Below are 20,177 nucleotides of genomic sequence, written 5' to 3'. Positions count from 1 at the left end.
GCCGGTGCTGGCGCTGATCGCCGGACGGGGCGCGCTGCCGGGCGCCGTGGTCTCTGCCGCGGAGGGCCCGGTCGTGGTGGCCGCCCTGGCCGACAGCCCGCCCGACAGCCTCACCCCCGACCTCAGCTTCCGGCTCGAGACGCTGGGCACGCTGATCGCCGATCTGAAGGCGCGCGGCGTGACCGCGCTTTGTCTTTGTGGCGGCATCGACCGTCCGGTGATCGACCCTTCCCGCATCGACGCCGCCACCGCGCCCCTGGTGCCGCGCCTGACCGATGCGCTGGCGCTTGGCGACGACGGCGCGCTGCGCATCGTGCTGGCGCTCTTCGAAGAGTCGGGTTTTGCCATCCTGCCCGCCCATGAGGCCGCGCCCGAGCTGCTCCTGCCCGAGGGCGTGCCGACCACCCGCCACCCCGACGACAGCCATGCAGAGGCGGCGCTCCTGGGGGACGCGGTGCTGACCGAGATGGCCGCGGCCGACCTCGGCCAGGCCTGCGTGATCGCGGGCGGCAAGGTCGTCGCGCGCGAGGAAGAGGCCGGGACCGACGCGCTGCTGGCGGGGCTCCCCGAGGCGGCGCGTGGCGGGCTTCTCTACAAGGCGCCGAAGCCCGGGCAGGACCGCCGCGCCGATCTGCCCACCGTCGGCCCCGAGACCCTGCGCGGCGCCGCCCGCGCGGGCCTCTCCGGGCTGATCCTCGAGGCGGGCGGCGTTCTCGTTCTCGACCAGCCGCGCAGCATGGCAGAGGCCGAGGCGGCGGGGCTCTTCCTCTGGTCGCGCCGGAGGCCGGACTGATGCGCGTCTTCCTGATCGCGGGCGAGGCCTCGGGCGACCGCCTCGGCGCGGCGCTCATGCGTGGGCTCTCCGAGGCCGCGCCCGAACCGGTGAGCTTCACCGGCATCGGCGGCACCGGCATGACCGCCGCGGGGCTCGAGAGCCTCTTCCCCATGGACGAAATCTCGATCATGGGCATCGGCGAGATCCTGAAGGAATACCGCGCCCTCAAGCGCCGCATCCGCGAGACCGCCGAGGCGATCCTGGCCCAGAAGCCGGACGTGGTGGTCACCATCGACCTGCCCGAGTTCAACCTGCGGGTGGCCGAACTGGTCAAGGCCCGGAGCGACATCCGCATCGTGCATTACGTGGCCCCCACGGTCTGGGCCTGGCGGCCGAAGCGGGCGGTGAAGATGGCGCGCCACATCGACCAGGTGCTGGCGCTTTTGCCCTTCGAGCCGCCCTACATGGAGGCCGCGGGCATGCGTTGCGACTTCGTGGGCCACCCGGTGGTGACCGATCCGCAGGCGGATGCCGCCGAGGTCGCGGCCTTCCGCGAGGCGCGCGGGCTGGGCGAAGCGCCGCTCTGCCTGGTGCTGCCGGGCTCGCGCCGCTCCGAGATCGCGCGGCTTCTGCCGGTTTTCGGCGAGGTCGTCGCCCGGATGGCCGAGAAGCGGCCCGACTTGCGCTTCGTGCTGCCCGCCGCCCATGGCGTCGCGGGCGCGGTCGAGGCGGCGGTGGCCGACTGGCCGGTGGCGCCTCTGGTGCTGGATCCCCGGGGCGCGGACGGCAGCGGCGGGCCCGAGGCCAAGCGCGCGGCCTTCGCGGCGGCCGATGTGGCGCTGGCGGCCTCGGGCACGGTGTCGCTGGAGCTGGCGGCTGCGGCGACGCCCATGGTGATCGCCTACGACATGAACTGGCTCTCGCGGCAGATCATCGGGCGGATGCTGCTGACCGACACGGTGACGCTGGTGAACCTGGTCTCCGAGACCCGCAGCGTGCCCGAGTTCATCGGCAAGGACTGCCGTCCCCGCCCGGTCGCCGAGGCCGCGCTGGCGGTGCTGGAGGCGCCCAAGGCGCAGGATGCCGCCATGGCGCTGACCATGGAACGGCTCGGCAAGGGCGGGGACCATCCGGGCCTGCGCGCCGCGCGCGCGGTGCTCGACGGGCTGGGGCTGGCGGCGCGCTGAGGCGCGGGCCGGGGCTTTTGCAGAGAACGGCGTGAAGCACCGTTACGCGAAGGCTGGGCTCGGCGGGGGCCGCATCCGGGTTTCTCCTTAGAAAAAGCAACGGGCGAAGCGGCAGAGCCTAGAGCCCACTAACCTCGCGCCCCGCCCTCAAACCCAAGCCACCTCACGAAAAACGCCGCCGGGCGGACCCGACGGCGTCTCTCAATTCCAGCCTATCCGCAGCGCTTACTGCGCCGGGGTCACCGAGTCGTAACTGTCGGTGAAGCCCGAGAGCGACATGCCCACGGTCACCTCCTGCTCGGGCGCGGCGGCGGGCACGATGGTCACATTCGCCACCCGGCCGCGCTTGAAGCTCGCGATGTCGTCACCGGTGAAGCCGACCCGCGCCACGCAGCCCAGCTGTGCGCAGAAGGCGAAGTCGTAGCGCTTGGCCTGGCCGCCATCGACCGAGATGGTCAGCTTCTGCGTCAGGAGCGTCTCGAGCGGCACGATGAAATTCGCGCCGGCCACCGCCTGGCCCTGGCCCTCGACCTTGAAGAGGCTGACCTCGGCGACGGAATTGCCGTCCTCGTCCTGCAGCAGCTGATAGAGCTGGCAGGGGTCTTCGCCCTCCTGCGCGCGCAGGCACTGGATGTCCCAGTCGCCGATCGTCTCGCGCACGTAGCTCGAGGAATCCTCGCCGCCTTGCCCGGTCGCATCGCCCACCGCTTCGCCGGTGTCGAAAAGCTCGCTCGCGCCGCCGCCCGAGGGCGCGGTCTCGGCCTCGCTCTGGGTCTCGGCCTCGGTGCCCTCGGAGGAGGTCTCTGCCTCGCCCTCGGTCGCCGTGGCGTCGTCCTGCGCCAGCGCGGGGGTCGCGGCAAGCAGGGCGATCAGGGAAAGATGGGTCAGCGATGTCTTCATGTCCAAAGCTCCATGGAACTGGCCTAAAGTCTGTTCGAACACGCGCTTAACACGAGGGCGCGGGACTGTCAGGGGGAAACCGGAGGCCCCTTGGGCGGTTCCTGGCCACCGGGGCGGCCGGGAGAAAAAAGAAAAGAGAGCCCGCAGGCTCTCTTTTCAGATCTCTCCCTGTCGGACTGGCCGACTTTGTCATTGGTTGGGACGCTACGATGCGAATCCGGACCCGTCAACAGCCAATATCGCGGGTTTCCGCCCATTTATCCTTTTGTAATCTCCGCACAAAAATTACCGCGCCAGGGGCGCGGCCAGTTTGACAGGGAGGATGTCCGTCCCGCGCCGGAGAAGAGCCCCGGCAGGGACGAAATTCACACTGACAGCAAATAGTTAAGCAAGTATGGTCAGCCCGAACGGTGCAGTGCGAGGGCAGGGACATGGGCGAGGGCGTGTTCGTCGGCGGCGGCGGTGAAGGCTACGGGGAGAAGCAGGTCCTCGATCTCGGCTACGCCAACCGGCACGGGTTGATCGCCGGGGCCACGGGCACCGGCAAGACCGTGACCCTGCAGATCCTGGCCGAGGGCTTTTCCAAGGCCGGCGTGCCGGTCTTCCTGTCCGATGTGAAGGGGGATCTTTCGGGCCTCGCCGAGCCCGGCAGCGCCGCCTTCAAGTTGCACGAGGCTTTCACCAGCCGGGCCGAGACCATCGGGTTCTCGGACTACACCTACGAGGGATTTCCCGTCACCTTCTGGGATCTCTTCGGCGACCAGGGCCATCCGGTGCGCACCACCGTGGCCGAGATGGGGCCGCTTCTGATCTCGCGCATGCTCGAGCTGACCGAGGCGCAGGAGGGCATCGTCAACATCGCCTTCCGGGTCGCCGACGAGGAGGGGCTGCCGCTGCTCGACCTCAAGGACCTGCAGGCGCTCCTGGTCTGGGTCGGGCAGAACCGCGAGGCGCTGTCGCTGCGCTACGGCAATATCGCGGTGCAATCGGTGGGCGCGATCCAGCGGCGGCTGCTGGTGCTCGACAACCAGGGCGGCACGCGGCTTTTCGGCGAGCCGGCGCTGATGCTTGCGGACCTCATGCGCCTGCGCGAGGGCGGGCGCGGGCAGATCAACATCCTCGCCGCCGACAAGCTCATGGCCGCGCCCCGGCTTTACGCGACCTTTCTGCTCTGGCTGCTCTCCGAGCTCTTCGAGGAGCTGCCCGAGGTCGGCGACCCCGAGAAGCCGCGGCTGGTCTTCTTCTTCGACGAGGCGCACCTGTTGTTCGAGGACGCGCCCAAGGCGCTGATCGAGAAGGTCGAACAGGTCGCCCGGCTGATCCGCTCCAAGGGGGTGGGCGTCTATTTCATCACCCAGAACCCCGACGACGTGCCCGAGGACATCCTCGGCCAGCTCGGCAACCGGGTGCAGCACGCGCTGCGCGCCTTCACCGCGCGCGACCGCAAGGCCCTGCGCATGGCCGCCGAGACCTACCGCGAGAACCCGCGCTTCGACATCGAAAGCGCGATCCGCGAGGTCGGCGTCGGCGAGGCGGTGACCTCCATGCTCGAGAAGAAGGGCGTGCCGGGCGTGGCCGAGCGCACGCTGATCCGCCCGCCGTCCTCGCGGTTGGGGCCGATTTCTCCCGAGGCGCGCCGTGCCGTGCTGAATGCCAGCGACCTCGGGCTGAAATACGACAAAGCCGTCGACCGCGCCTCGGCCTACGAGATGCTGACGGCCCGCGCCGAACGCGCCGCCGCGGAAGCCGAGGCCGAGGAACGCCAGGCCGAGGAGGCCGCGCCCGCGCGCCGCGACTACAGCGCCGGGCGGCGCTACACCGGCCCCCGCGTCGGCCGCTCCAGCGCGCGCAGCGTGCGGCGCCCGTCCAAGGGGGACAGCATCGGCGGCGCGCTGGCGCAGGCGGTGGTCAAGGAGCTGAAGGGCACCACGGGGCGGCGCATCGTGCGCGGCATCCTCGGGGGTCTCTTCAAGGGCCGCTGATGCTGAGCCTCGATCATATCGCGGTCCTGGGCGAAACTTTGGAGGCCGCCCATGCCCATGCCGAGGCCGCCCTGGGCGAGCCCCTGGGCCCCGGCGGGGCGCATGCGGCCTTCGCCACCCACAACCGGCTTCTGGGGCTGGAAGAGGGCCTCTACCTCGAGGCCATCGCCGCCGACCCCGAGGCTCCGCCGCCCGGGCGGGCGCGCTGGTTCGGGCTCGATGCCTTTTCCGGGCCGCCGCGGCTCGACAAGTGGATCTGCCGGGTGCCCGACATGGAGGCGGCGCTGGCGGATTTCCCCGAGGCCGGGCACCCGGTGCCGATCACCCGCGGCGATCTAGACTGGGTCATGGCGGTGCCCGAGGACGGGATGCTGCCCTACGACGGGCTCTTCCCGGCCTTCATCGAGTGGAAAAGCCCGGTGCCCGCGGGGGATCGGCTGCCCTCCTCAGGCTGGCGGCTGACCGAGCTGGTCATCGCCCATCCCGAGGCCGAGGCGCTGGCGGCCCGGCTCGCGGGCGTCCTCGACAGCCCGCTGCCGCGCTTCACGCCCGCCGCGCGGCCCGGGCTTTCGGCGCGGCTCCAACGCTCCGGGGTCACGCGATGGCTGAGCTGACCCTGCGGCCCGCGCGCGCCGGCGACGCCGAGGCCATCGCCGCGATCTGGAACCCTTTCGTGCGCGACAGCACCATCACCTTCACCACCGAGGAGAAGACCCCCGAGGCCGTGGCGCACATGATCGAAGAACGGGGCCGCGCCTTCCTCGTGGCCGAGGCCGCAAACGGGCTCTCTGGCTTTGCCACCTACGGCGCTTTCCGGGGCGGGCCGGGCTACGCCCGCACCCAGGAGCACAGCGTCTTCACCGCGCCCGGGACCGCCGGGCAGGGCCTGGGACGGGCGCTCGTGCAGGCGCTCGAGGCTGAGGCCCGGCAGGCGGGCCACCATTCGCTGATCGGCGGCATCAGCGCCGAGAACACCGGCGCGCTGGCCTTCCACGCGCGGCTCGGCTTTGCCGAGGTCGGCCGCATCCGCGAGGCCGGGCGCAAGTTCGATCGGTGGATTGACCTTGTGCTCGTGCAAAAAATGCTGTTCCCGGCAGCCTGACACCTTGAAAGGATTGCCCTAGGTTCCCGTCCATGTCGATCTGGTCCCGCATCTCCCAGGCGCTCGCGGCGCTTCGTCAGGGCGAAAGCCTGGCGACGGTCTTCGAGCATCTGCGCGCCCCGCCCGAGCGTTCGGTCGCCTTCACCATCGCGGTCATCGCGCTGGCGGCGAAGATGGCCAAGGCCGACGGGCAGGTGACTCGCTCGGAGGTGGCCGCCTTCCGCGAGGTCTTCCACATCGCCACCGAGGACGAGCCCGGCGCGGCGCGGGTCTTCAACCTCGCGCGGACCGACGTGGCGGGTTACGAGGTCTACGCCGGGCGTATCGCGGCGATGTTCCGCTCGGACAAGACGGTGCTCTGCGACCTGATGGAGGGGCTCTTCCACATCGCCATCGCCGACGGCACCTATCACCCGAAGGAAGACGCCTTCCTGAACGACGTGGCGCGGATTTTCGGGATCGAGGGCACGCGCTTCCGGGCGCTGCGCACCCGCTACGTGCCCGATGCCGAGCCCGACCCCTATGCGGTGCTGGGCGTCGCCCCCGAAACGCCGCTGCCGGAGATCCGCAAGGCCTGGCGGGCGCTGGTGCGCGACAGCCATCCCGACCGCATGGTCGCGCGCGGCCTGCCGGAAGAGGCGGTGAAGATGAGCGAGAAACGCCTGATCGCGATCAACCGCGCCTGGGAAGAGATCCAGGGCAAGGCGCCGGCCTGAACGGGCGCGCCCGGGCCTTGGGCGCAGGGCCCGCGCGGGCTATATTTGCCCCCATGAGACTCACGCTGACTGCCGCCGCCTTCTGCCTGATCCTCAGCCCCGCCGCCGCGCAGGATGCGGGTGACGAGGAGGAGGGCTTTTCCCTCATGGAACGCGGAATGCAGCTTTTCTTCGACGGGCTGATGGACGAGGCCGAACCCGCATTCGAAGAGCTGCGCCGGATCATGGAGGGCATCGAGCCGGCGCTCTCGGACTTCGTGGCCGAGATGGGCCCGGCGCTGCGCGAGGTGCTGGAAGAGGTCGAGGACTGGTCGGATTACCACCCGCCCGAGATCCTGGAGAACGGTGACATTATCATCCGCCGGAAAGCGCCGTTGGAGCCCGAGACCGGGCCAGAGACGGACCCGGAGACCCCCGCACCCGAGGGCTCGATCGACCTTTGAGCGGCGTGCTTTGCGTAGGGCTGGGTCAGGGCTGCGCCGAGTGAAAGCCCGTGAAAGCGCCACGCCGCGCGCAGGTCCGGGTTTTTGCGGCCGCGTGCGCTGGCCCCTGGACGGCGCCACACTCTGCGCGGGCCCGGGCCCGGGCCCGGGCCAGCGCCACGCCCCACGCGCGCGCCACCTCAGCCGATCTTCACCTCGAACTCCGCGCCCAGCGATTTCACCAGGCTCTCGAAGCGCGCCGCGGCGACCTCGCCGTAGAGCGGCGCGGCGGCCTCGGTCAGGCGCAGGATCAGGAGCCGTTTGCGCGGGTGCCAGGTCAGCCGCGCGCCCAGGTCGCCCTCGGACATCCAGAGCATCGCGCCGAAGCGCATCGCCTTGCCGAGGATCTCGGCCTCCTGCACCTCGGCGGCGCTGAGGATCGGGGCCAGCGCCTCGAAGCGGGTGCCCTCGCGCTTGTTGCGGTAGCGGTGCAGGAGCGCGAGCCCCAGGAAGACCCGTTCCTCGTGCTTCAGCCCGCCGAGGTTGGCGCGGGTGGCATTGTCGAAGACCGTCTCGGCCCGGTAGTCGGGATGCGCGCGCCAACTCACGTCATGCAGAAGGCAGGCCGCCTTGACGATGCGGATGCGCGCCGGGCGCGCGCCGTTGAAGAGCGGCTCGACGAAATGGAAGAGCTTGCGCCCAAAGCCGGGCAGGCGGGCGTCCTTGGCCTCGGCGTAGCGGCAGCTTTCGATCAGCGGGTCGCGGTCGCGCAGCTTCTGCGGCATCTGCTCGAAGAGCATCCCCTCGCGGATGCCGTAGCTCGAGACGGCGATGTCCTTGGGCTTGAAGGTCTGCACCATGCGCTTCAAGACCTCGGCCGCATAGGGCACCAGCGACATCCGCGCCGAGGAGATCCCGCAGCGGCCGCGCAGCTCCTCGAGGTCGGCCTTCAGGATGAATTTCACCGTGTCGCGCACCGCCTGGGCGTCCATGCGGTATTCGTGCAGGACGTGCAGCGGGTAGCCGCGCCGTTCCATGTCGATGCGGGCGATGGCGCGCCAGGAGCCGCCGACCAGGAACAGCCGGTCGCGCTGCGCGCCCATCTTCTCGGTCAGGGCGGCGAGGGTCTCCTTGATGACCGCCTCGCGGCCCTTCTTGCCGCCCTTGACGTCGCGCAGCTTCAGGGGCCCGAGGTCCGAGGTCACGCGCCGCCCGACCTGGCCGCCGGAGATTTCCGCCAGTTCCATCGAGGAGCCGCCGATGTCGCAGACCAGCCCGTAGGAGCCGGGCCAGCCCAGAAGTACGCCCTGGGCCGAAAGCCGGGCCTCTTCCTCGCCGTCGACCACGTATATCTCGAGCCCGGTCTCGCGGCGCACGTCCTCGCGGAAGGCGTCGCCGTCCGAGGCGGCGCGCACCGCCGCGGTGGCGACCGCCGTCAGCTCGGTGCCCATGCCGTCGGCCAGGAGCTTGAAGCGCTTCAGCGCCGCCAGCGCCCGGGCGCGGCCCTCGGGGTTCAGCTCGCCGGTTTCGGCCAGCCCCGCGCCGAGCGCGCACATGATCTTTTCGTTGTAGAAATAGGCCGGCGAGCGCGCCGCGCCGTCGAAGACCACCAGCCGGACCGAGTTCGAACCGATGTCGACCACGCCCACACGGCGAAGCGCGCGCACGTCGGGATCGGCAAACAGCGGTCTTCCGAACGGGCCCCAATCGGGGTGATCGGGGTCGTGGGTTCCATCCATGTCGCGCTCGTATCCTGGCCTCGGCCTCTGCGCGGGAAACTGGCGCAGCAGGCGGCTTGCGTCAAATGTTTAACCCGCGGGATCAGTGGTGGGTGAGCTTCGGTACATCCGCCGCCCCGGCGGAGCCCCGCCCCGAAAGCGAGGGGTTCTCCATGAAGAAGGTGTGGCAATTGAAGGCGAACCCATCGTCGGCGGGCAGTTCGGCGCGGGCGAAATGCCCGTCGGGCTGCATGATCCAGCTCTGCGCCACATCGGCGAGGTTTGCCGCTACGATCTGGCTGGTGATCTGCGCCTTCACGGTGGGGTTGTGGATCTCGATCATGGTCTCGACCCGGCGGTTGAGGTTGCGGCCCATCCAGTCGGCCGAGGACATGAAGACCCGGCTCTTCTCGTGCGGCAGCCCGTGGCCGTTGCCGAAACAGGCGATGCGGCTGTGTTCGAGAAAACGCCCGACGATGGATTTCACCCGGATGTTTTCCGAAAGCCCCTCGACTCCCGGGCGCAGCCCGCAGATGCCGCGGATCACCAGGTCGATCTTCACGCCCGCCTGGCTCGCCCGGTAGAGCGTGTCGATCATCTCGGATTCGATCAGCGAGTTCATCTTGGCCCAGATCTGCGCCGGCCGCCCGGCCTGGGCATGGGCGATCTCGGCCTCGATCATCTCGAGGAGCTTGGGCTTCAGCGTATGCGGCGAGATCGAGAGGTTCTCGAGCCCCTCGGGGCTGGCGTAGCCCGAGAGGTAGTTGAAGACCTTGGCCGCATCGCGCCCCAGCACCGGGTCGCAGGTGAAGAAGCTGAGGTCGGTGTAGATCTTGGCGGTGATCGGGTGGTAGTTGCCGGTCCCCCAGTGGGTATAGGTCACCAGCCGGTCGCCCTCGCGGCGGACCACGGTGGCGATCTTGGCGTGGGTCTTCCAGTCGAGGAAGCCGTAGACCACATGCGCGCCCGCCCGTTCCAGTCGCCGCGACTGGCGGATGTTGGCGGCCTCGTCGAAGCGCGCCTTCAGCTCCACGAGCGCGGTGACCGACTTGCCGTCCTCGGCCGCCTCGCAAAGCGCCTCGACGATGGGCGAGTTCTTCGAGGTCCGGTAGAGCGTGTTCTTGATCGCCACGACGTCCGGGTCGCGCGCCGCCTGATTGAGGAAGCGCACCACCATGTCGAAGGTCTCATAGGGGTGGTGCAGCAGCATGTCCTTCTGCCGGATCGCCGAGAACATGTCCCCGTCGTGGTCCTGCACCCGTTCGGGCACCCGCGGCGTGAAGGAGGGCCAGAGCAGGTCCGGCCGGGCATCCAGCACCAGCTCCTTAGTGTCGCCGACGCCGATCATGCCGTCGAGCTCGATGACCTCGTCCTCTTTCACGTGCAGCTCGCGCATGACGATGTCGCGCAGCCCCTTGGGCGCGCCCGCGCTGACCGTGAGCCGCACCACCTCGCCCCGGCGGCGGCGCTTCAGCGCTACCTCGAACTCGCGCACGAGGTCCTCGGCCTCTTCCTCGACCTCGAGGTCGCTGTCGCGCAGCACCCGGAAGCCGAAGTGGTCGCGCAGGGTGTAGCCGGGGAAGAGGCTGTCGATATGCAGAAGCAGCACGTCCTCGACGAAGGCGAAGCGGTGGTCGCCGTTCTCGGCCGGGAGCCGCACGAAGCGGTCGATCTGCGCCGGGATCGGCAGCAGCGCCTTAAGCACGTTGCCGTCCTTGCGGCGCACCAGTTCGACCGCGAGGCAGTAGCCCATGTTGGCGATGAAGGGGAAGGGATGCGCGGGGTCGATGGCCAGCGGCGATAGCACCGGGAAGATGTTCTCGAGGAAGGTCACCGCCAGCGCCTCCTTGTCGGAGCCGCTGAGCTGGCCGCGCGAGAGGATCGAGATGCCCTGTGCCTCGATCATCTGGCGCAGCTTCTGCAGCACCTCCTGCTGGCGGGCCATGAGGCGGCGGGCATCCTCGTTGATCTTCACCAGCTGCTGCGCCGGGGTCAGACCGTCGGCGGCGGGCGTGGTGTTGCCGGCCTGGGCCAGCTCGCGCAGGCCCGCGACGCGGACGGTGTAGAACTCGTCGAGGTTCGAGGCCGAGATCGACAGGAAGCGCACCCGCTCCAGAAGCGGCACGCGGGTGTTTTCGGCTTCCTCCAGGACGCGCCAGTTGAATCCAAGCCAGCTCAATTCCCGGTTGAAATACCGATCCGGCCCGGTGGCGTCGAACCCCTCGATGCGGGTGGGCGCGGGGCGGTCGGACTTCAGGAAATCGGCTGTGTTCATGGCGCCTCGCTTAGGGGGATCTTGTATCACTCCGATGACAGGCCCGCCTCGAAGCTTTCCTCGCTGTCAGAGAACTCCCTGATGAGGTCGATGGCAAGGGCACGGGTCACGCCGCGCTTCTCGCCCAGGGCGCGGGCGTCCATGGCGTCGACGATGGCGCCGGCGGCGGCGAAGCTTCGCGGCATATGGGTCAGGAGATAGGGAATGACCGTGGGCGCCGGGGTGATCTGCCGGTCGGCGAAGAGCTTGGCGATCACGCCTGCGAGCAGGAGCTCGTCCGGGGCGTTCAGCTTGGCAATCTCGGCGCCCTGCATGCGGCTGGCCAGATCGGGCAGGCAGAGGCCCCAGCGCGCCGGGGGCCGGGAGGCGGTGACCATGAGCGGCTGGCCCTCGGCGCGGGCGAGGTTGTGCAGGTGGAAAAGCACCTCCTCCTGGGCGCGGTCGCCGGCGATGCGGTCGGCGTCCTCGACGCAGATCGGCCCGTCAACGAGGTCGGGCACGGCCTCTTCGGTCAGTTCGGCGGCCTCGAGGATGCGCGCGCCGCTTTCCGCCGACCAGACGTGCGCCAGATGCGTCTTGCCCGAGCCGCGCGGGCCCGAGAGCACCAACTTGCCGCTCGGCCAGGCGCGCCAGTGGTCGATCTGCGCCACCGCCAGGGCATTGGCCTCGGTCACGAAGAAGTCGCCGCGCCCGAGGGCCGGCCTGGAGGGCAGGTTCAGGGGAAGCTGCCGCGCCATGGCTCAGCCCTCCGGGTCGTTCCGGCGCTCGGGCCCGCCGAGGTAGAGCCGGCTCGACTTGTAGCGCCCGACGAGGAACCGCGCGACGACCCCGATGGCGGCGGCCACCGGCACGGCGACCAGGAGCCCCACGAAGCCGAAGAGCGAGCCGAAGACCGACATCGCCAGCAGGAGCCAGACCGGGTGCAGCCCGACCGAATTGCCGACGAGCTTGGGGGTGAGGAAGTTGCCCTCGATGAACTGGCCGGACTGGAAGATCGCCCAGACCGCCACGATCCAGAGCCAGTCGCCCCAGAACTGGAAAAGCGCGAGCCCGATGGCCAGCACCCCGCCGACGATGGCGCCGACATAGGGAATGAAGGTCAGGACCCCCGCGACCACGCCCACCACCAGGCCGAACTGCAGGCCCACGAGCATCAGCGCCACGGCGTAATAGACCCCGAGGATCAGCGAGACCGTGCCCATGCCGCGCACGAAGGAGGACAGCACGTGGTCGATGTCCGCCGCCAGCGCGCGGATCACCGGGGCATGTTCGCGCGGCAGGAGCTCGTCGACGCGGGCGACCATGTTGTCCCAGTCGAGCAGCAGATAGACCGCCACCACCGGCACGATCACGAAAAGCAGCACCACGTTCAGCAGCGAGGCCGCCGAGGTCAGTGCCGTCTGCAGGAGCTGCCCGCCACGGTCGCGCACCGTCTGGCCGATCTGGGTGAGCGTGTCGCGGACCACGCTGTCCTCGGCCAGAAGGTCCGGGAAGCGGGTGGCGAGGAAGCTTTGCAGGTTGCGGGCCAGCTCCGGGGCGACCTCGATCAGCTGGCCGGTCTGGCGCACCAGCGTCGGCACCACCAGGAGCGCCATGAGCACGAAGATCAGAAGCGCGCAGATGGTGATGATCGCGGTCGCCAGCGCGCGCGAGCAGCCCGCGGACTCGAGCCGGTCGGCGACGGGATCGAGGAAATAGGCGATGGCCGCGCCCAGGACGAAGGGCAGGAGCACATCGCCCAGGAACCAAAGGAGCACCGCGATGACCGCCGCGGCGATGCCCCAGTATTTGAGCTGTTCGCGGACCGGCAGGTTCATGCGGGCTCTCCCTGGCTTGGACCTCTGTTTTGCTGCGTCGCGGCAGGTGATGCAAGCGGCGCGGGTGGTGGGAGCGGGGAGATTCTTGGCGGGGTGGGGGTGAGAGCCTGCCTTTGGGCCGGGAATGAGGGTGTGGATTGGGTGCGCAGTGGCCGCAAAGGACCCGGGCGCTGTCGTTGCACCCGAGGGCGCGCGCCGGACCGGGGGCCGGCGCTGCTGACCTATTAGTTGGGCGCTTTATGGCAGCAAGGTCAGGGCTAGCGGCGATCTATGCGCTTCGCCCACAAGAGCGCCGGCCCATCGGGCCGGTCCGGCGCGCGCCCGGCACCTTCGGTGCTATTCGGGCGCAAGATTGCACCGCTTGGGTCACGTAGCGCGTCGGGTTTTTGGTTGGCTGGTTGAGAGGTCAGAGGCTCAATCATCCGGTTGGGAGGTGAGGAGAGCGGCGGGCTGGTTAGGCGATGAGGGGGAATTGGTGGGCTGGCCAAGCGACGGGAACAAAGCTCACTTTCTGAGCCTGAGCCTGAGCCTGAGCCTGAGCCTGAGCCTGAGCCTGAGCCTGAGCCTGAGCCTGAGCCTGAGCCTGAGCCTGAGCCTGAGCCTGAGCCTGAGCCTGAGCCTGAGCCTGAGCCAAGGCCGGTATCAGAACCGCCAAGGCCCGGACCATGACCGATGCTAGGCCCAAAGCTCCACGCACCACCCCCCCCAACCGCCCCCCGCGTCACCCGTCCCCCAACCCCTTCGGGGCATTGCACTTGTCGCGCGCTTTCGCCTACACCGGCTCGGACAGACATGACCCTTGACCGACCGGAGCCGCCATGCGCCTCAGCCGCTATTTCCTGCCCGTCCTGAAGGAAACGCCCTCGGAGGCGCAGATCGTCTCGCACCGGCTCATGCTACGCGCGGGCATGATCAAACAGGCCTCCGCCGGGATCTATTCCTGGCTGCCGATGGGCTACAAGGTCCTGCGCAACATCGAGCGCATCGTGCACGAGGAACAGACCCGCGCGGGCCATATCCCGATGCTGATGCCGACGCTGCAATCGGCCGATCTCTGGCGGGAATCGGGGCGCTACGACGCCTATGGCCCCGAGATGCTGCGCATCCGCGACCGCCACGAGCGCGACATGCTCTTCGGGCCGACCAACGAGGAGATGATCACCGACATCTTCCGCAGCCACGTCTCGAGCTACAAAGACCTGCCGATGACGCTCTACCACATCCAGTGGAAATTCCGCGACGAGCGCCGCCCGCGCTTCGGCGTCATGCGCGGCCGCGAGTTCCTTATGAAGGACGGCTACAACTTCGACCTCACCCGGGAGGACGCGCTGCACGCCTACAACCGCCACCTGGTCAGCTACCTGCGCACCTACGAGCGCATGGGCCTCCAGGCGATCCCGATGCGCGCCGACAGCGGCCCGATCGGCGGCGACGACACGCATGAGTTCCTGGTCCTGGCCGAGACCGGCGAGAGCGAGGTCTTCTACGACAGCGAGATCACCGATCTGAGCTTCGGCGCGCGCGAGATCGACTACGACGACCACGCCCAGTGCCGCGCCGTGCTCGAGGAGTTCACCTCGCGCTATGCCCGCACCGACGAGACCCATGACCCCGAGCTCTTCGCCCAGGTCCCCGAGGCGCGCCAGCGCCAGGCCCGCGGCATCGAGGTCGGCCAGATCTTCTACTTCGGCACCAAGTATTCCGAGCCCATGGGCGCCACGGTGGTCGACCAGGAGGGCAACCACGTGCCGGTGCACATGGGCAGCCACGGCATCGGTGTCAGCCGCCTCGTCGGCGCGATCATCGAGGCCAGCCACGACGACAACGGCATCATCTGGCCCGAGGGCGTGACGCCCTTCCACGCCGGCATCGTGAACCTCAAGCAGGGCGACGCCGAGGCGGATGGCGCCTGCCAGGCGCTCTACGACAGCCTCCTGGCCCTGGGGCTCGAGCCGCTCTACGACGACCGCGAAGAGCGCGCGGGCGCGAAATTCGCCACCATGGACCTGATCGGCCTGCCCTGGCGCATCACCGTCGGCCCGCGCGGGCTGAAGAACGGCGTGGTCGAGCTGACCTCGCGCCGCACCGGCGAAAGCGAGGAACTGCCGCCCGAACAGGCGGTCGAGCGCATCGCGCAGATCTACGGCAAGGCGGCCTGAGGGCTCGGGAGCGCCGGGTGGGCCTTGGCCGACCCGGCTGGTCCCTGCAGATGCCGCAGTGCCACATTGGCGCTGGCCAACCCCTCTGGTCCGCGCAAGAACCGCCGTGCCGGGTTGGCGTCGGCTGACCCGGTTGGGCCCTGCAAAACCGCTGTGCCGGGTTGGCGTCGGCTGATCCGGTTGGGCGCTGCAAAACCGCCGCGCCCGCGCGCCGCATCGCCGATCGGCGGCCCGACGCCACGCGCCGCTGGGCCTCGTCCCGCCCGGCTGCTAGGCTTCCCCGCAGAAAATCCGCGCCGGAGGGCGGGGGCCTTAACCCCGCACCCCCGATCACGCCCCGCCAAGAGGGCCGCGCGGAGGGGTGAGGAGGCAGAGCGATGCTCACACGGGTGGTGGCCCTGACGGCGGGGCTCGCGGGCGCCGCGGGCCTCTCGCAATTCCCGGAGTTTTCCCAGCAATATCAGCAGCGTCTGGGCGGCGCGGTGGATGAGCTCTCGCGCGTGGTGGCGGAGTTCGACGCCGATGCCGCGGCCTATGGGCTCTCCCGCGAGGCGGCGCTGGCCCAGCTTGCCACCGGCGGGGATTTTGGAGCCGGACGGGCAGAGACCATGCGCGCCACCGTGGCCCGCTACGACCGGCTGCGCGCCGATCTGGCCGCGCTCGAGGCCGCGGGGCCCTTCGCCCGCGCCCGCATGGCCACGCGCCTCACCGACCGCGAGATCGCGGCGCGCACCTTCCAGGCTTACAAGCCCGCGCTGCCGCTGACCCCGCAGGGGTTGAGCTTCGCGCTTGTGGGTTTTGCGGTGTTCGGAGGGATCGCGGGCCTTTTCGGACGGCTGGCGCGGCGGCTCTTCATCCGCCGCGCGCGTCCGCGAACTTCAACCTGAAACACGCGCCCACGTCCGATGATGAGCGACGCCGGTACGCGTACTCTAAGCAGGCTCCCCGCACCCCGCGCGCGCAGGCGCGGAGTCGGACAGACAGGCCCCGATCCCAGCCCCTCAGGCCGCGCTTTCGACCTCGGCGACGATGCCGTCGACCACCTGGGTCAGCAGCGCCTCGTCCTCGCATTCGGCCATGACCCGGATCAGCGGCTCGGTGCCCGACTTGCGGATCAACAGCCGGCCCTTGCCGCCGAGCGTCGCCTCGGCGCTCTCGATCGCGCTTTTCACCGCCGCGCGTTCGAGCGGCGTCGCCCCGGGCGCGTAGCGGACGTTCTTCAGAAGCTGCGGCACCCGTTCGAAGTTCCGCACCAGCTCATGCGCGGGCTCGCCGGTGCGCACCATCTCGGAGAGGAACTGCAGCGCCGCCATGAGCCCGTCGCCGGTGGTGGCGTAATCGGTCATCACGATATGGCCCGACTGCTCGCCGCCGAGGTTCCAGCCGCCGCGCCGCATGGCCTCGACGACGTAGCGGTCGCCGACGCCGGTGCGCTCGAGGCGCAGGCCCCGGTCGGTCAGGAAATGCTCGAGCCCCAGGTTCGACATCACCGTGGCGACCAGCGTGCCGTCGCTCAGGCGGTCCTCCTCGGCCCAGCGGGCGGCCATGAGCGCCATGATCTGGTCGCCGTCGGCGATCTGGCCCTTGTCGTCGATCAGGATCACCCGGTCGGCGTCGCCATCAAGGCAGATGCCCACGTCGGCGCCTTCGTCCAGCACCCGGCGGGCGGCGGCCTCGGGATGGGTCGAGCCGCAGCCGTCGTTGATGTTGTGGCCGTCGGGATTGACGCCCATGGCGATCACCTCGGCGCCCAGCTCCCAGAGGACCTCGGGCGCGGCGCGGTGGGCGGCGCCATTGGCGCAGTCGATCACGATCTTCACCCCGTCGAGCCGCATGCCGGTCGGGAAAGTGGATTTCACCCGCTCCTGGTAGCGGAAGCGGCCGTCGTCGATGCGCTTGGCGCGGCCTATGTTGGCGGGTTTCGCCGGGGCCACACCTGCATCGAGCAGGGCCTCGATTTCCATTTCGGCCTCGTCCGAGAGCTTGAAGCCGTCGGGGCCGAAGAACTTGATGCCGTTGTCGGCCGCCGGGTTGTGGCTGGCCGAGATCATGATGCCCAGGTCCGCCCGCATCGAGGGCGTCAGCAGCCCCACCGCCGGCGTCGGCACGGGGCCGAGGAGCAGCACATTCATGCCCGTCGAGGTCAGCCCCGCGGTCAGCGCGTTCTCGAACATATAGCCCGAGCGGCGCGTGTCCTTGCCGATCACCACCCGGTGCACGCCGGAGTGTTCGCGGCGGAAATACCGCCCCGCCGCGGCGCCGATCATCAGCGCCATCTCGGCGGTCATGGGATACAGGTTGGCCGTCCCCCGGACGCCGTCTGTGCCGAAATACTTACGTGTCATGTCTCTGTCCCGTTACCGACTGCCAGAGCTTGAATGCCTGAACCGTCTCGGCGACGTCATGGACCCGGAAAATCTGCACCCCTTGCCCGAGCGCGGCCAGTGCGACCGCGATCGACCCCGGGGCGCGGGCCCGCGCCTCCGTTTCTCCTGAAATATGCCCAATGAAACCCTTTCGCGAGACGCCAAGCAAGACCGGACATCCCAGGTTGTGGAAAACGGCGATATTCCGCAGCAGTTCAAGGTTGTGTTCGACCGTCTTGCCGAAGCCGATGCCGGGGTCGACCACGACCTTGTCGCGGGGCAGGCCGGCGGCTTCGAGGCGCGCCAGGCGCTCTGCGAGAAAGCCCAGCACGTCGAGGGTGACGTTCTCATAGGCCGGGTCGTCCTGCATGGTCTCGGGGCGGCCCTGGGCGTGCATCACGCAGATCGGCGCGCCCGTCTCGGCGGCAAGCGCCGCCATGCCGGGGTCGAAGTCGAGGCCCGAGACGTCGTTCAGCATCACCGCGCCCGCCGAGAGCCCCGCGCGGCCCACCTCCGCCTTGCGGGTGTCGACCGAGATCGGCGCGCCGAGGCTCGGGGCCAGTTCCTCGATCAGCGGCAGGATGCGGGCGGCCTCGTCCTCGGCGGCCACTTCGGTCGCGCCGGGGCGGGTGGATTCGCCGCCGATGTCGAGGATCTCGGCGCCCGCGGCGACCATAGCGCGGGCCTGGGCCAGCGCCGCCTCGCGGGCCTCGAAAAGCCCGCCGTCCGAGAAGGAATCCGGCGTGGCGTTGAGGATGCCCATGACCCGGGGCGCGCCGCCCGTCATCTCGACCCCGGCCAGGGGCGCGCGGGGCGCCGTCAGCGCCTGCAGGCTGGCCTCGGGGATCTCCTCGGCGGGGATGCGGCGGGAAGGCGCGCCCCGGGCGATCACCTCGGCGTGGGTGAACCAGAGCGGCCCGCCGGCCAGCCGTTGCGCGCCGGGTGCCGGCACCGGGTCGGCAGAGAGGATCGGGCGGTAGCAGATATCCATGGGCGCGCGAGTGCCACGGGAGCGCCGGGCTGGCAAGCCAGCTCAGAACAGCCGGTCGGCGGGCTCCTTCAGGATCAGCGGCACGGGGGCGCCCTCGGGCGCGGTGCCGCCGACGACCACCAGTTCGCGGGCGGTGATCTGGCCCGCGAACCAGGCCGCGAGGCTCTCCGCGTCGCGCGGCGCCGCGCTTGGCCCCTGGGTCGCGTCGAGCACGATCTTCGAGGGCGCCCAGACGCTGACCTGGCCGTTCTTCATCGCCCAATCGAGCTCGGTCCGGGTGGCCACGACCTTGGCGCGGGCGTCGCGCGCGGCGAGGATCCAGCCGTTCTGCTCGATCGCCAGGAGGTCGATCCGGCGCTGCACCAGCCGGTGCTCGACGCGGGGCAGGGCGCAGTCATGCGGGCCCACGCAGAGGATCAGCGGTGCGCCGTCGGTCTGGGCCTGGTCGATCCACTCAGACAGACGCGGATCGGTGATCGCGGCGTTGGACAGGAAGACCACGCGGGGATGCGGCTGCTCAGTCGCCCGCTCCGAAGAGGCGGCCTCCACCTCGGCGCGCGAGCGCACGATCTCGACCCCAAGCGCACCGGGGCCGCGGTCGAGCTTCTCGATCCGCACGAAGACGCGCAGCGCCTGGGGTTCGTGCAGGATGCGCTCGGCGATATGTTCGGCCAGCGTCTCCAGGAGGTTCAGCCGTTCGGACTGCAGCTCCGCCTCGATCGCCTCGGTTACCCGGTCGTAAGACAGGATGCGGTCGACGTCGTCCTCGATCGGGCGGGCCAGGGGGCGCACCTCGACGACGACGTTGAAGCAGATCCGCTGGGTGGTTCCGCGTTCGGCCTGGAAGGCGCCGATTTCGACCTCGCGGACATGGTCGCGCAGGGAGATGCGGTCGCGCGGGTCCTCGCCCGCCGTGGCGATGGCGCGCTCGGCGGGATGCGCGAAGGCTAGTCGGATTTCAGAGGCCATCCCCGGCTCCCCTTGGCGGCATTGCCCAACCGCAATAGCGAAGCGCGCCGCCATGTGCCACCGGAACCCGGCGCATCCGGGCCCGGGAGCGACATTGCCGCGCTCAGCGCTGCGAGAGGCGCAGCGGCTGGCGGTAGAAGCGATGCACGCCGATCTGCGCGGTCATCGGGAAGCTGCGCGCCCAGGAGGGCGACACGGCGGTGGTGTGGTAATGCGTGGCGCCCGCGGTCAGCCGGCGCGGCGCGCCCTCGAGCATCAGCCGGGCCACCTTGCCGACGCGGCGGTAGGCGGCGGCCTCGTGGATCGCCTCGGGGGCGCCGTCGCATTTGAAGGTGAACTGGCAGCCGTATTTCCGGCCCGAAGCGGTGCCCTGGTGCACGACGCCGCAGACCGAGCTGGGGAAGCGCGGGGAATCGGCGCGGTTGAGGATCACCTCGGCCACGGCGAACTGGCCTTTCACGGTCTCGCCGCGGGCCTCGAAATACAGCGCCTCGGCCAGGCACTCCCATTCCGCGCCGCCGGTGCGGAAGTTCTGCTGATCGAGCCAGCCGCGGCTGTACTGCAGGTCGCGCAGCCCGCTTTCCGGCGCCGGCGTCACCAGGCGTTGCAGATGCGCCGAGGCGGCGGCGTTCAGGCCGCGGCTTTCCTGGCGCAGGACCTTCTCCATGTTGGTCTCTTCGACCTCGGCGGAGGCAGGCGCGGCCAGAGCCAGAGCCGCCAGCGTCATCTTGAGAAAGCGTTGCATTGCAGACACCCCTTGGGAACAAATGCGCCGGGGGCAGGGAACCCCCGGTTTTC

The 20,177-nt window shown here is 69.8% G+C and carries 18 protein-coding genes; 9 read left to right on the top strand and 9 right to left on the bottom strand.

Features of this window, described 5'->3' with window-relative positions; genetic code table 11:
- The first annotated feature begins 4 nt into the window (after positions 1–4).
- A complete protein-coding gene (locus LR948_RS06185; RefSeq protein WP_232753106.1) occupies positions 5–793 on the top strand; it encodes a UDP-2,3-diacylglucosamine diphosphatase LpxI domain-containing protein in 789 nt (262 codons plus the stop codon).
- The gene (gene lpxB / locus LR948_RS06180) at positions 793–1,962 is read left to right on the top strand and encodes a lipid-A-disaccharide synthase (RefSeq protein WP_232753105.1); all 1,170 of its coding nucleotides are present in this window, start codon (positions 793–795) and stop codon (positions 1,960–1,962) included. Before LR948_RS06185 ends, lpxB begins: the two co-directional genes overlap by 1 nt.
- Positions 1,963–2,187: 225 nt before the next feature.
- On the opposite strand, the gene LR948_RS06175 is transcribed toward lpxB, so the two are convergent.
- On the bottom strand, positions 2,188–2,862 hold the full coding sequence (locus tag LR948_RS06175) for an invasion associated locus B family protein (RefSeq protein ID WP_232753104.1): 675 nt from the start codon (positions 2,860–2,862) through the stop codon (positions 2,188–2,190).
- A 431-nt stretch (positions 2,863–3,293) separates the two neighbouring features.
- Here LR948_RS06175 and LR948_RS06170 point away from each other — a divergent pair, with 431 nt between their 5' ends.
- Genes LR948_RS06170 through LR948_RS06150 form a run of 5 tightly spaced genes read left to right on the top strand, consistent with a single transcriptional unit; the run spans position 3,294 to position 7,105 of the window.
- Entirely contained in the window at positions 3,294–4,844 is a 1,551-nt protein-coding gene (locus tag LR948_RS06170; protein WP_232753103.1) for a helicase HerA-like domain-containing protein, read from the top strand.
- Positions 4,844–5,458, top strand: a complete 615-nt coding sequence (locus tag LR948_RS06165) for a VOC family protein (protein WP_232753102.1) — start codon at positions 4,844–4,846, stop codon at positions 5,456–5,458. Before LR948_RS06170 ends, LR948_RS06165 begins: the two co-directional genes overlap by 1 nt.
- Positions 5,446–5,946: an N-acetyltransferase family protein gene (locus LR948_RS06160; protein WP_370634879.1), complete on the top strand. Its 501-nt coding sequence runs from the start codon at positions 5,446–5,448 to the stop codon at positions 5,944–5,946. The genes LR948_RS06165 and LR948_RS06160 overlap by 13 nt, the downstream gene beginning before the upstream one ends.
- Positions 5,947–5,978: 32 nt before the next feature.
- Complete coding sequence (locus LR948_RS06155) at positions 5,979–6,662, top strand: molecular chaperone DjiA (RefSeq protein WP_232753101.1); 684 nt, start codon at positions 5,979–5,981, stop codon at positions 6,660–6,662.
- A gap of 53 nt (positions 6,663–6,715) precedes the next feature.
- Positions 6,716–7,105: a hypothetical protein gene (locus LR948_RS06150; RefSeq protein WP_232753100.1), complete on the top strand. Its 390-nt coding sequence runs from the start codon at positions 6,716–6,718 to the stop codon at positions 7,103–7,105.
- Between the two features lie 179 nt (positions 7,106–7,284).
- Here the strand turns inward: LR948_RS06150 and LR948_RS06145 are convergent, their stop codons facing one another.
- The 4 genes from LR948_RS06145 to LR948_RS06130 form a co-directional block, all read right to left on the bottom strand.
- Positions 7,285–8,823, bottom strand: coding sequence for a Ppx/GppA family phosphatase (locus tag LR948_RS06145; RefSeq protein WP_232753099.1), 1,539 nt, complete (start codon positions 8,821–8,823; stop codon positions 7,285–7,287).
- Positions 8,824–8,905: 82 nt separating this feature from the next.
- A complete protein-coding gene (locus LR948_RS06140; RefSeq protein ID WP_232753098.1) occupies positions 8,906–11,077 on the bottom strand; it encodes an RNA degradosome polyphosphate kinase in 2,172 nt (723 codons plus the stop codon).
- Positions 11,078–11,103: 26 nt separating this feature from the next.
- The gene (locus tag LR948_RS06135) at positions 11,104–11,814 is read right to left on the bottom strand and encodes a chromosomal replication initiator DnaA (protein WP_232753097.1); all 711 of its coding nucleotides are present in this window, start codon (positions 11,812–11,814) and stop codon (positions 11,104–11,106) included.
- 3 nt (positions 11,815–11,817) lie between these two features.
- A complete protein-coding gene (locus tag LR948_RS06130; protein WP_232753096.1) occupies positions 11,818–12,894 on the bottom strand; it encodes an AI-2E family transporter in 1,077 nt (358 codons plus the stop codon).
- Positions 12,895–13,712: 818 nt separating this feature from the next.
- On the opposite strand from LR948_RS06130, the gene proS reads away from it, so the two are divergent.
- Both proS and LR948_RS06120 read left to right on the top strand, forming a co-directional pair.
- Positions 13,713–15,053, top strand: coding sequence for a proline--tRNA ligase (proS, locus tag LR948_RS06125; protein WP_232753095.1), 1,341 nt, complete (start codon positions 13,713–13,715; stop codon positions 15,051–15,053).
- A gap of 377 nt (positions 15,054–15,430) precedes the next feature.
- Complete coding sequence (locus LR948_RS06120; protein ID WP_232753094.1) at positions 15,431–15,940, top strand: DUF2937 family protein; 510 nt, start codon at positions 15,431–15,433, stop codon at positions 15,938–15,940.
- Positions 15,941–16,054: 114 nt separating this feature from the next.
- Here LR948_RS06120 and glmM read toward each other — a convergent pair whose 3' ends face one another.
- The 4 genes from glmM to LR948_RS06100 form a co-directional block, all read right to left on the bottom strand.
- The gene (glmM, locus tag LR948_RS06115) at positions 16,055–17,398 is read right to left on the bottom strand and encodes a phosphoglucosamine mutase (protein ID WP_232753093.1); all 1,344 of its coding nucleotides are present in this window, start codon (positions 17,396–17,398) and stop codon (positions 16,055–16,057) included.
- Positions 17,388–18,410 carry a dihydropteroate synthase gene (gene folP / locus LR948_RS06110; RefSeq protein WP_232753092.1) on the bottom strand — a complete coding sequence of 341 codons (1,023 nt, stop codon included), beginning with the start codon at positions 18,408–18,410 and terminating at the stop codon, positions 17,388–17,390. Before folP ends, glmM begins: the two co-directional genes overlap by 11 nt.
- A gap of 42 nt (positions 18,411–18,452) precedes the next feature.
- Positions 18,453–19,379, bottom strand: a complete 927-nt coding sequence (locus LR948_RS06105; RefSeq protein WP_232753091.1) for a dihydroneopterin aldolase — start codon at positions 19,377–19,379, stop codon at positions 18,453–18,455.
- A 103-nt stretch (positions 19,380–19,482) separates the two neighbouring features.
- On the bottom strand, positions 19,483–20,124 hold the full coding sequence (locus LR948_RS06100) for a cell wall hydrolase (protein WP_232753090.1): 642 nt from the start codon (positions 20,122–20,124) through the stop codon (positions 19,483–19,485).
- Positions 20,125–20,177 lie beyond the last annotated feature (53 nt).

This window comes from Roseivivax sp. GX 12232 (genome assembly GCF_021272185.1).
Lineage (GTDB): Bacteria > Pseudomonadota > Alphaproteobacteria > Rhodobacterales > Rhodobacteraceae > Roseivivax.
Note: the sequence above shows the minus strand (reverse complement) of the source record. Positions and strands in the feature narration are given on the sequence as shown.

Coding starts and splice junctions, on each gene's coding strand:
- lpxB (WP_232753105.1), top strand. CDS start 793: ATGCGCGTCTTCCTGATCGCGGGCGAGGCCTCGGGCGACCGCCTCGGC.
- LR948_RS06175 (WP_232753104.1), bottom strand. CDS start 2,862: ATGAAGACATCGCTGACCCATCTTTCCCTGATCGCCCTGCTTGCCGCG.
- LR948_RS06170 (WP_232753103.1), top strand. CDS start 3,294: ATGGGCGAGGGCGTGTTCGTCGGCGGCGGCGGTGAAGGCTACGGGGAG.
- LR948_RS06165 (WP_232753102.1), top strand. CDS start 4,844: ATGCTGAGCCTCGATCATATCGCGGTCCTGGGCGAAACTTTGGAGGCC.
- LR948_RS06160 (WP_370634879.1), top strand. CDS start 5,446: ATGGCTGAGCTGACCCTGCGGCCCGCGCGCGCCGGCGACGCCGAGGCC.
- LR948_RS06155 (WP_232753101.1), top strand. CDS start 5,979: ATGTCGATCTGGTCCCGCATCTCCCAGGCGCTCGCGGCGCTTCGTCAG.
- LR948_RS06150 (WP_232753100.1), top strand. CDS start 6,716: ATGAGACTCACGCTGACTGCCGCCGCCTTCTGCCTGATCCTCAGCCCC.
- LR948_RS06145 (WP_232753099.1), bottom strand. CDS start 8,823: ATGGATGGAACCCACGACCCCGATCACCCCGATTGGGGCCCGTTCGGA.
- LR948_RS06140 (WP_232753098.1), bottom strand. CDS start 11,077: ATGAACACAGCCGATTTCCTGAAGTCCGACCGCCCCGCGCCCACCCGC.
- LR948_RS06135 (WP_232753097.1), bottom strand. CDS start 11,814: ATGGCGCGGCAGCTTCCCCTGAACCTGCCCTCCAGGCCGGCCCTCGGG.
- LR948_RS06130 (WP_232753096.1), bottom strand. CDS start 12,894: ATGAACCTGCCGGTCCGCGAACAGCTCAAATACTGGGGCATCGCCGCG.
- proS (WP_232753095.1), top strand. CDS start 13,713: ATGCGCCTCAGCCGCTATTTCCTGCCCGTCCTGAAGGAAACGCCCTCG.
- LR948_RS06120 (WP_232753094.1), top strand. CDS start 15,431: ATGCTCACACGGGTGGTGGCCCTGACGGCGGGGCTCGCGGGCGCCGCG.
- glmM (WP_232753093.1), bottom strand. CDS start 17,398: ATGACACGTAAGTATTTCGGCACAGACGGCGTCCGGGGGACGGCCAAC.
- folP (WP_232753092.1), bottom strand. CDS start 18,410: ATGGATATCTGCTACCGCCCGATCCTCTCTGCCGACCCGGTGCCGGCA.
- LR948_RS06105 (WP_232753091.1), bottom strand. CDS start 19,379: ATGGCCTCTGAAATCCGACTAGCCTTCGCGCATCCCGCCGAGCGCGCC.
- LR948_RS06100 (WP_232753090.1), bottom strand. CDS start 20,124: ATGCAACGCTTTCTCAAGATGACGCTGGCGGCTCTGGCTCTGGCCGCG.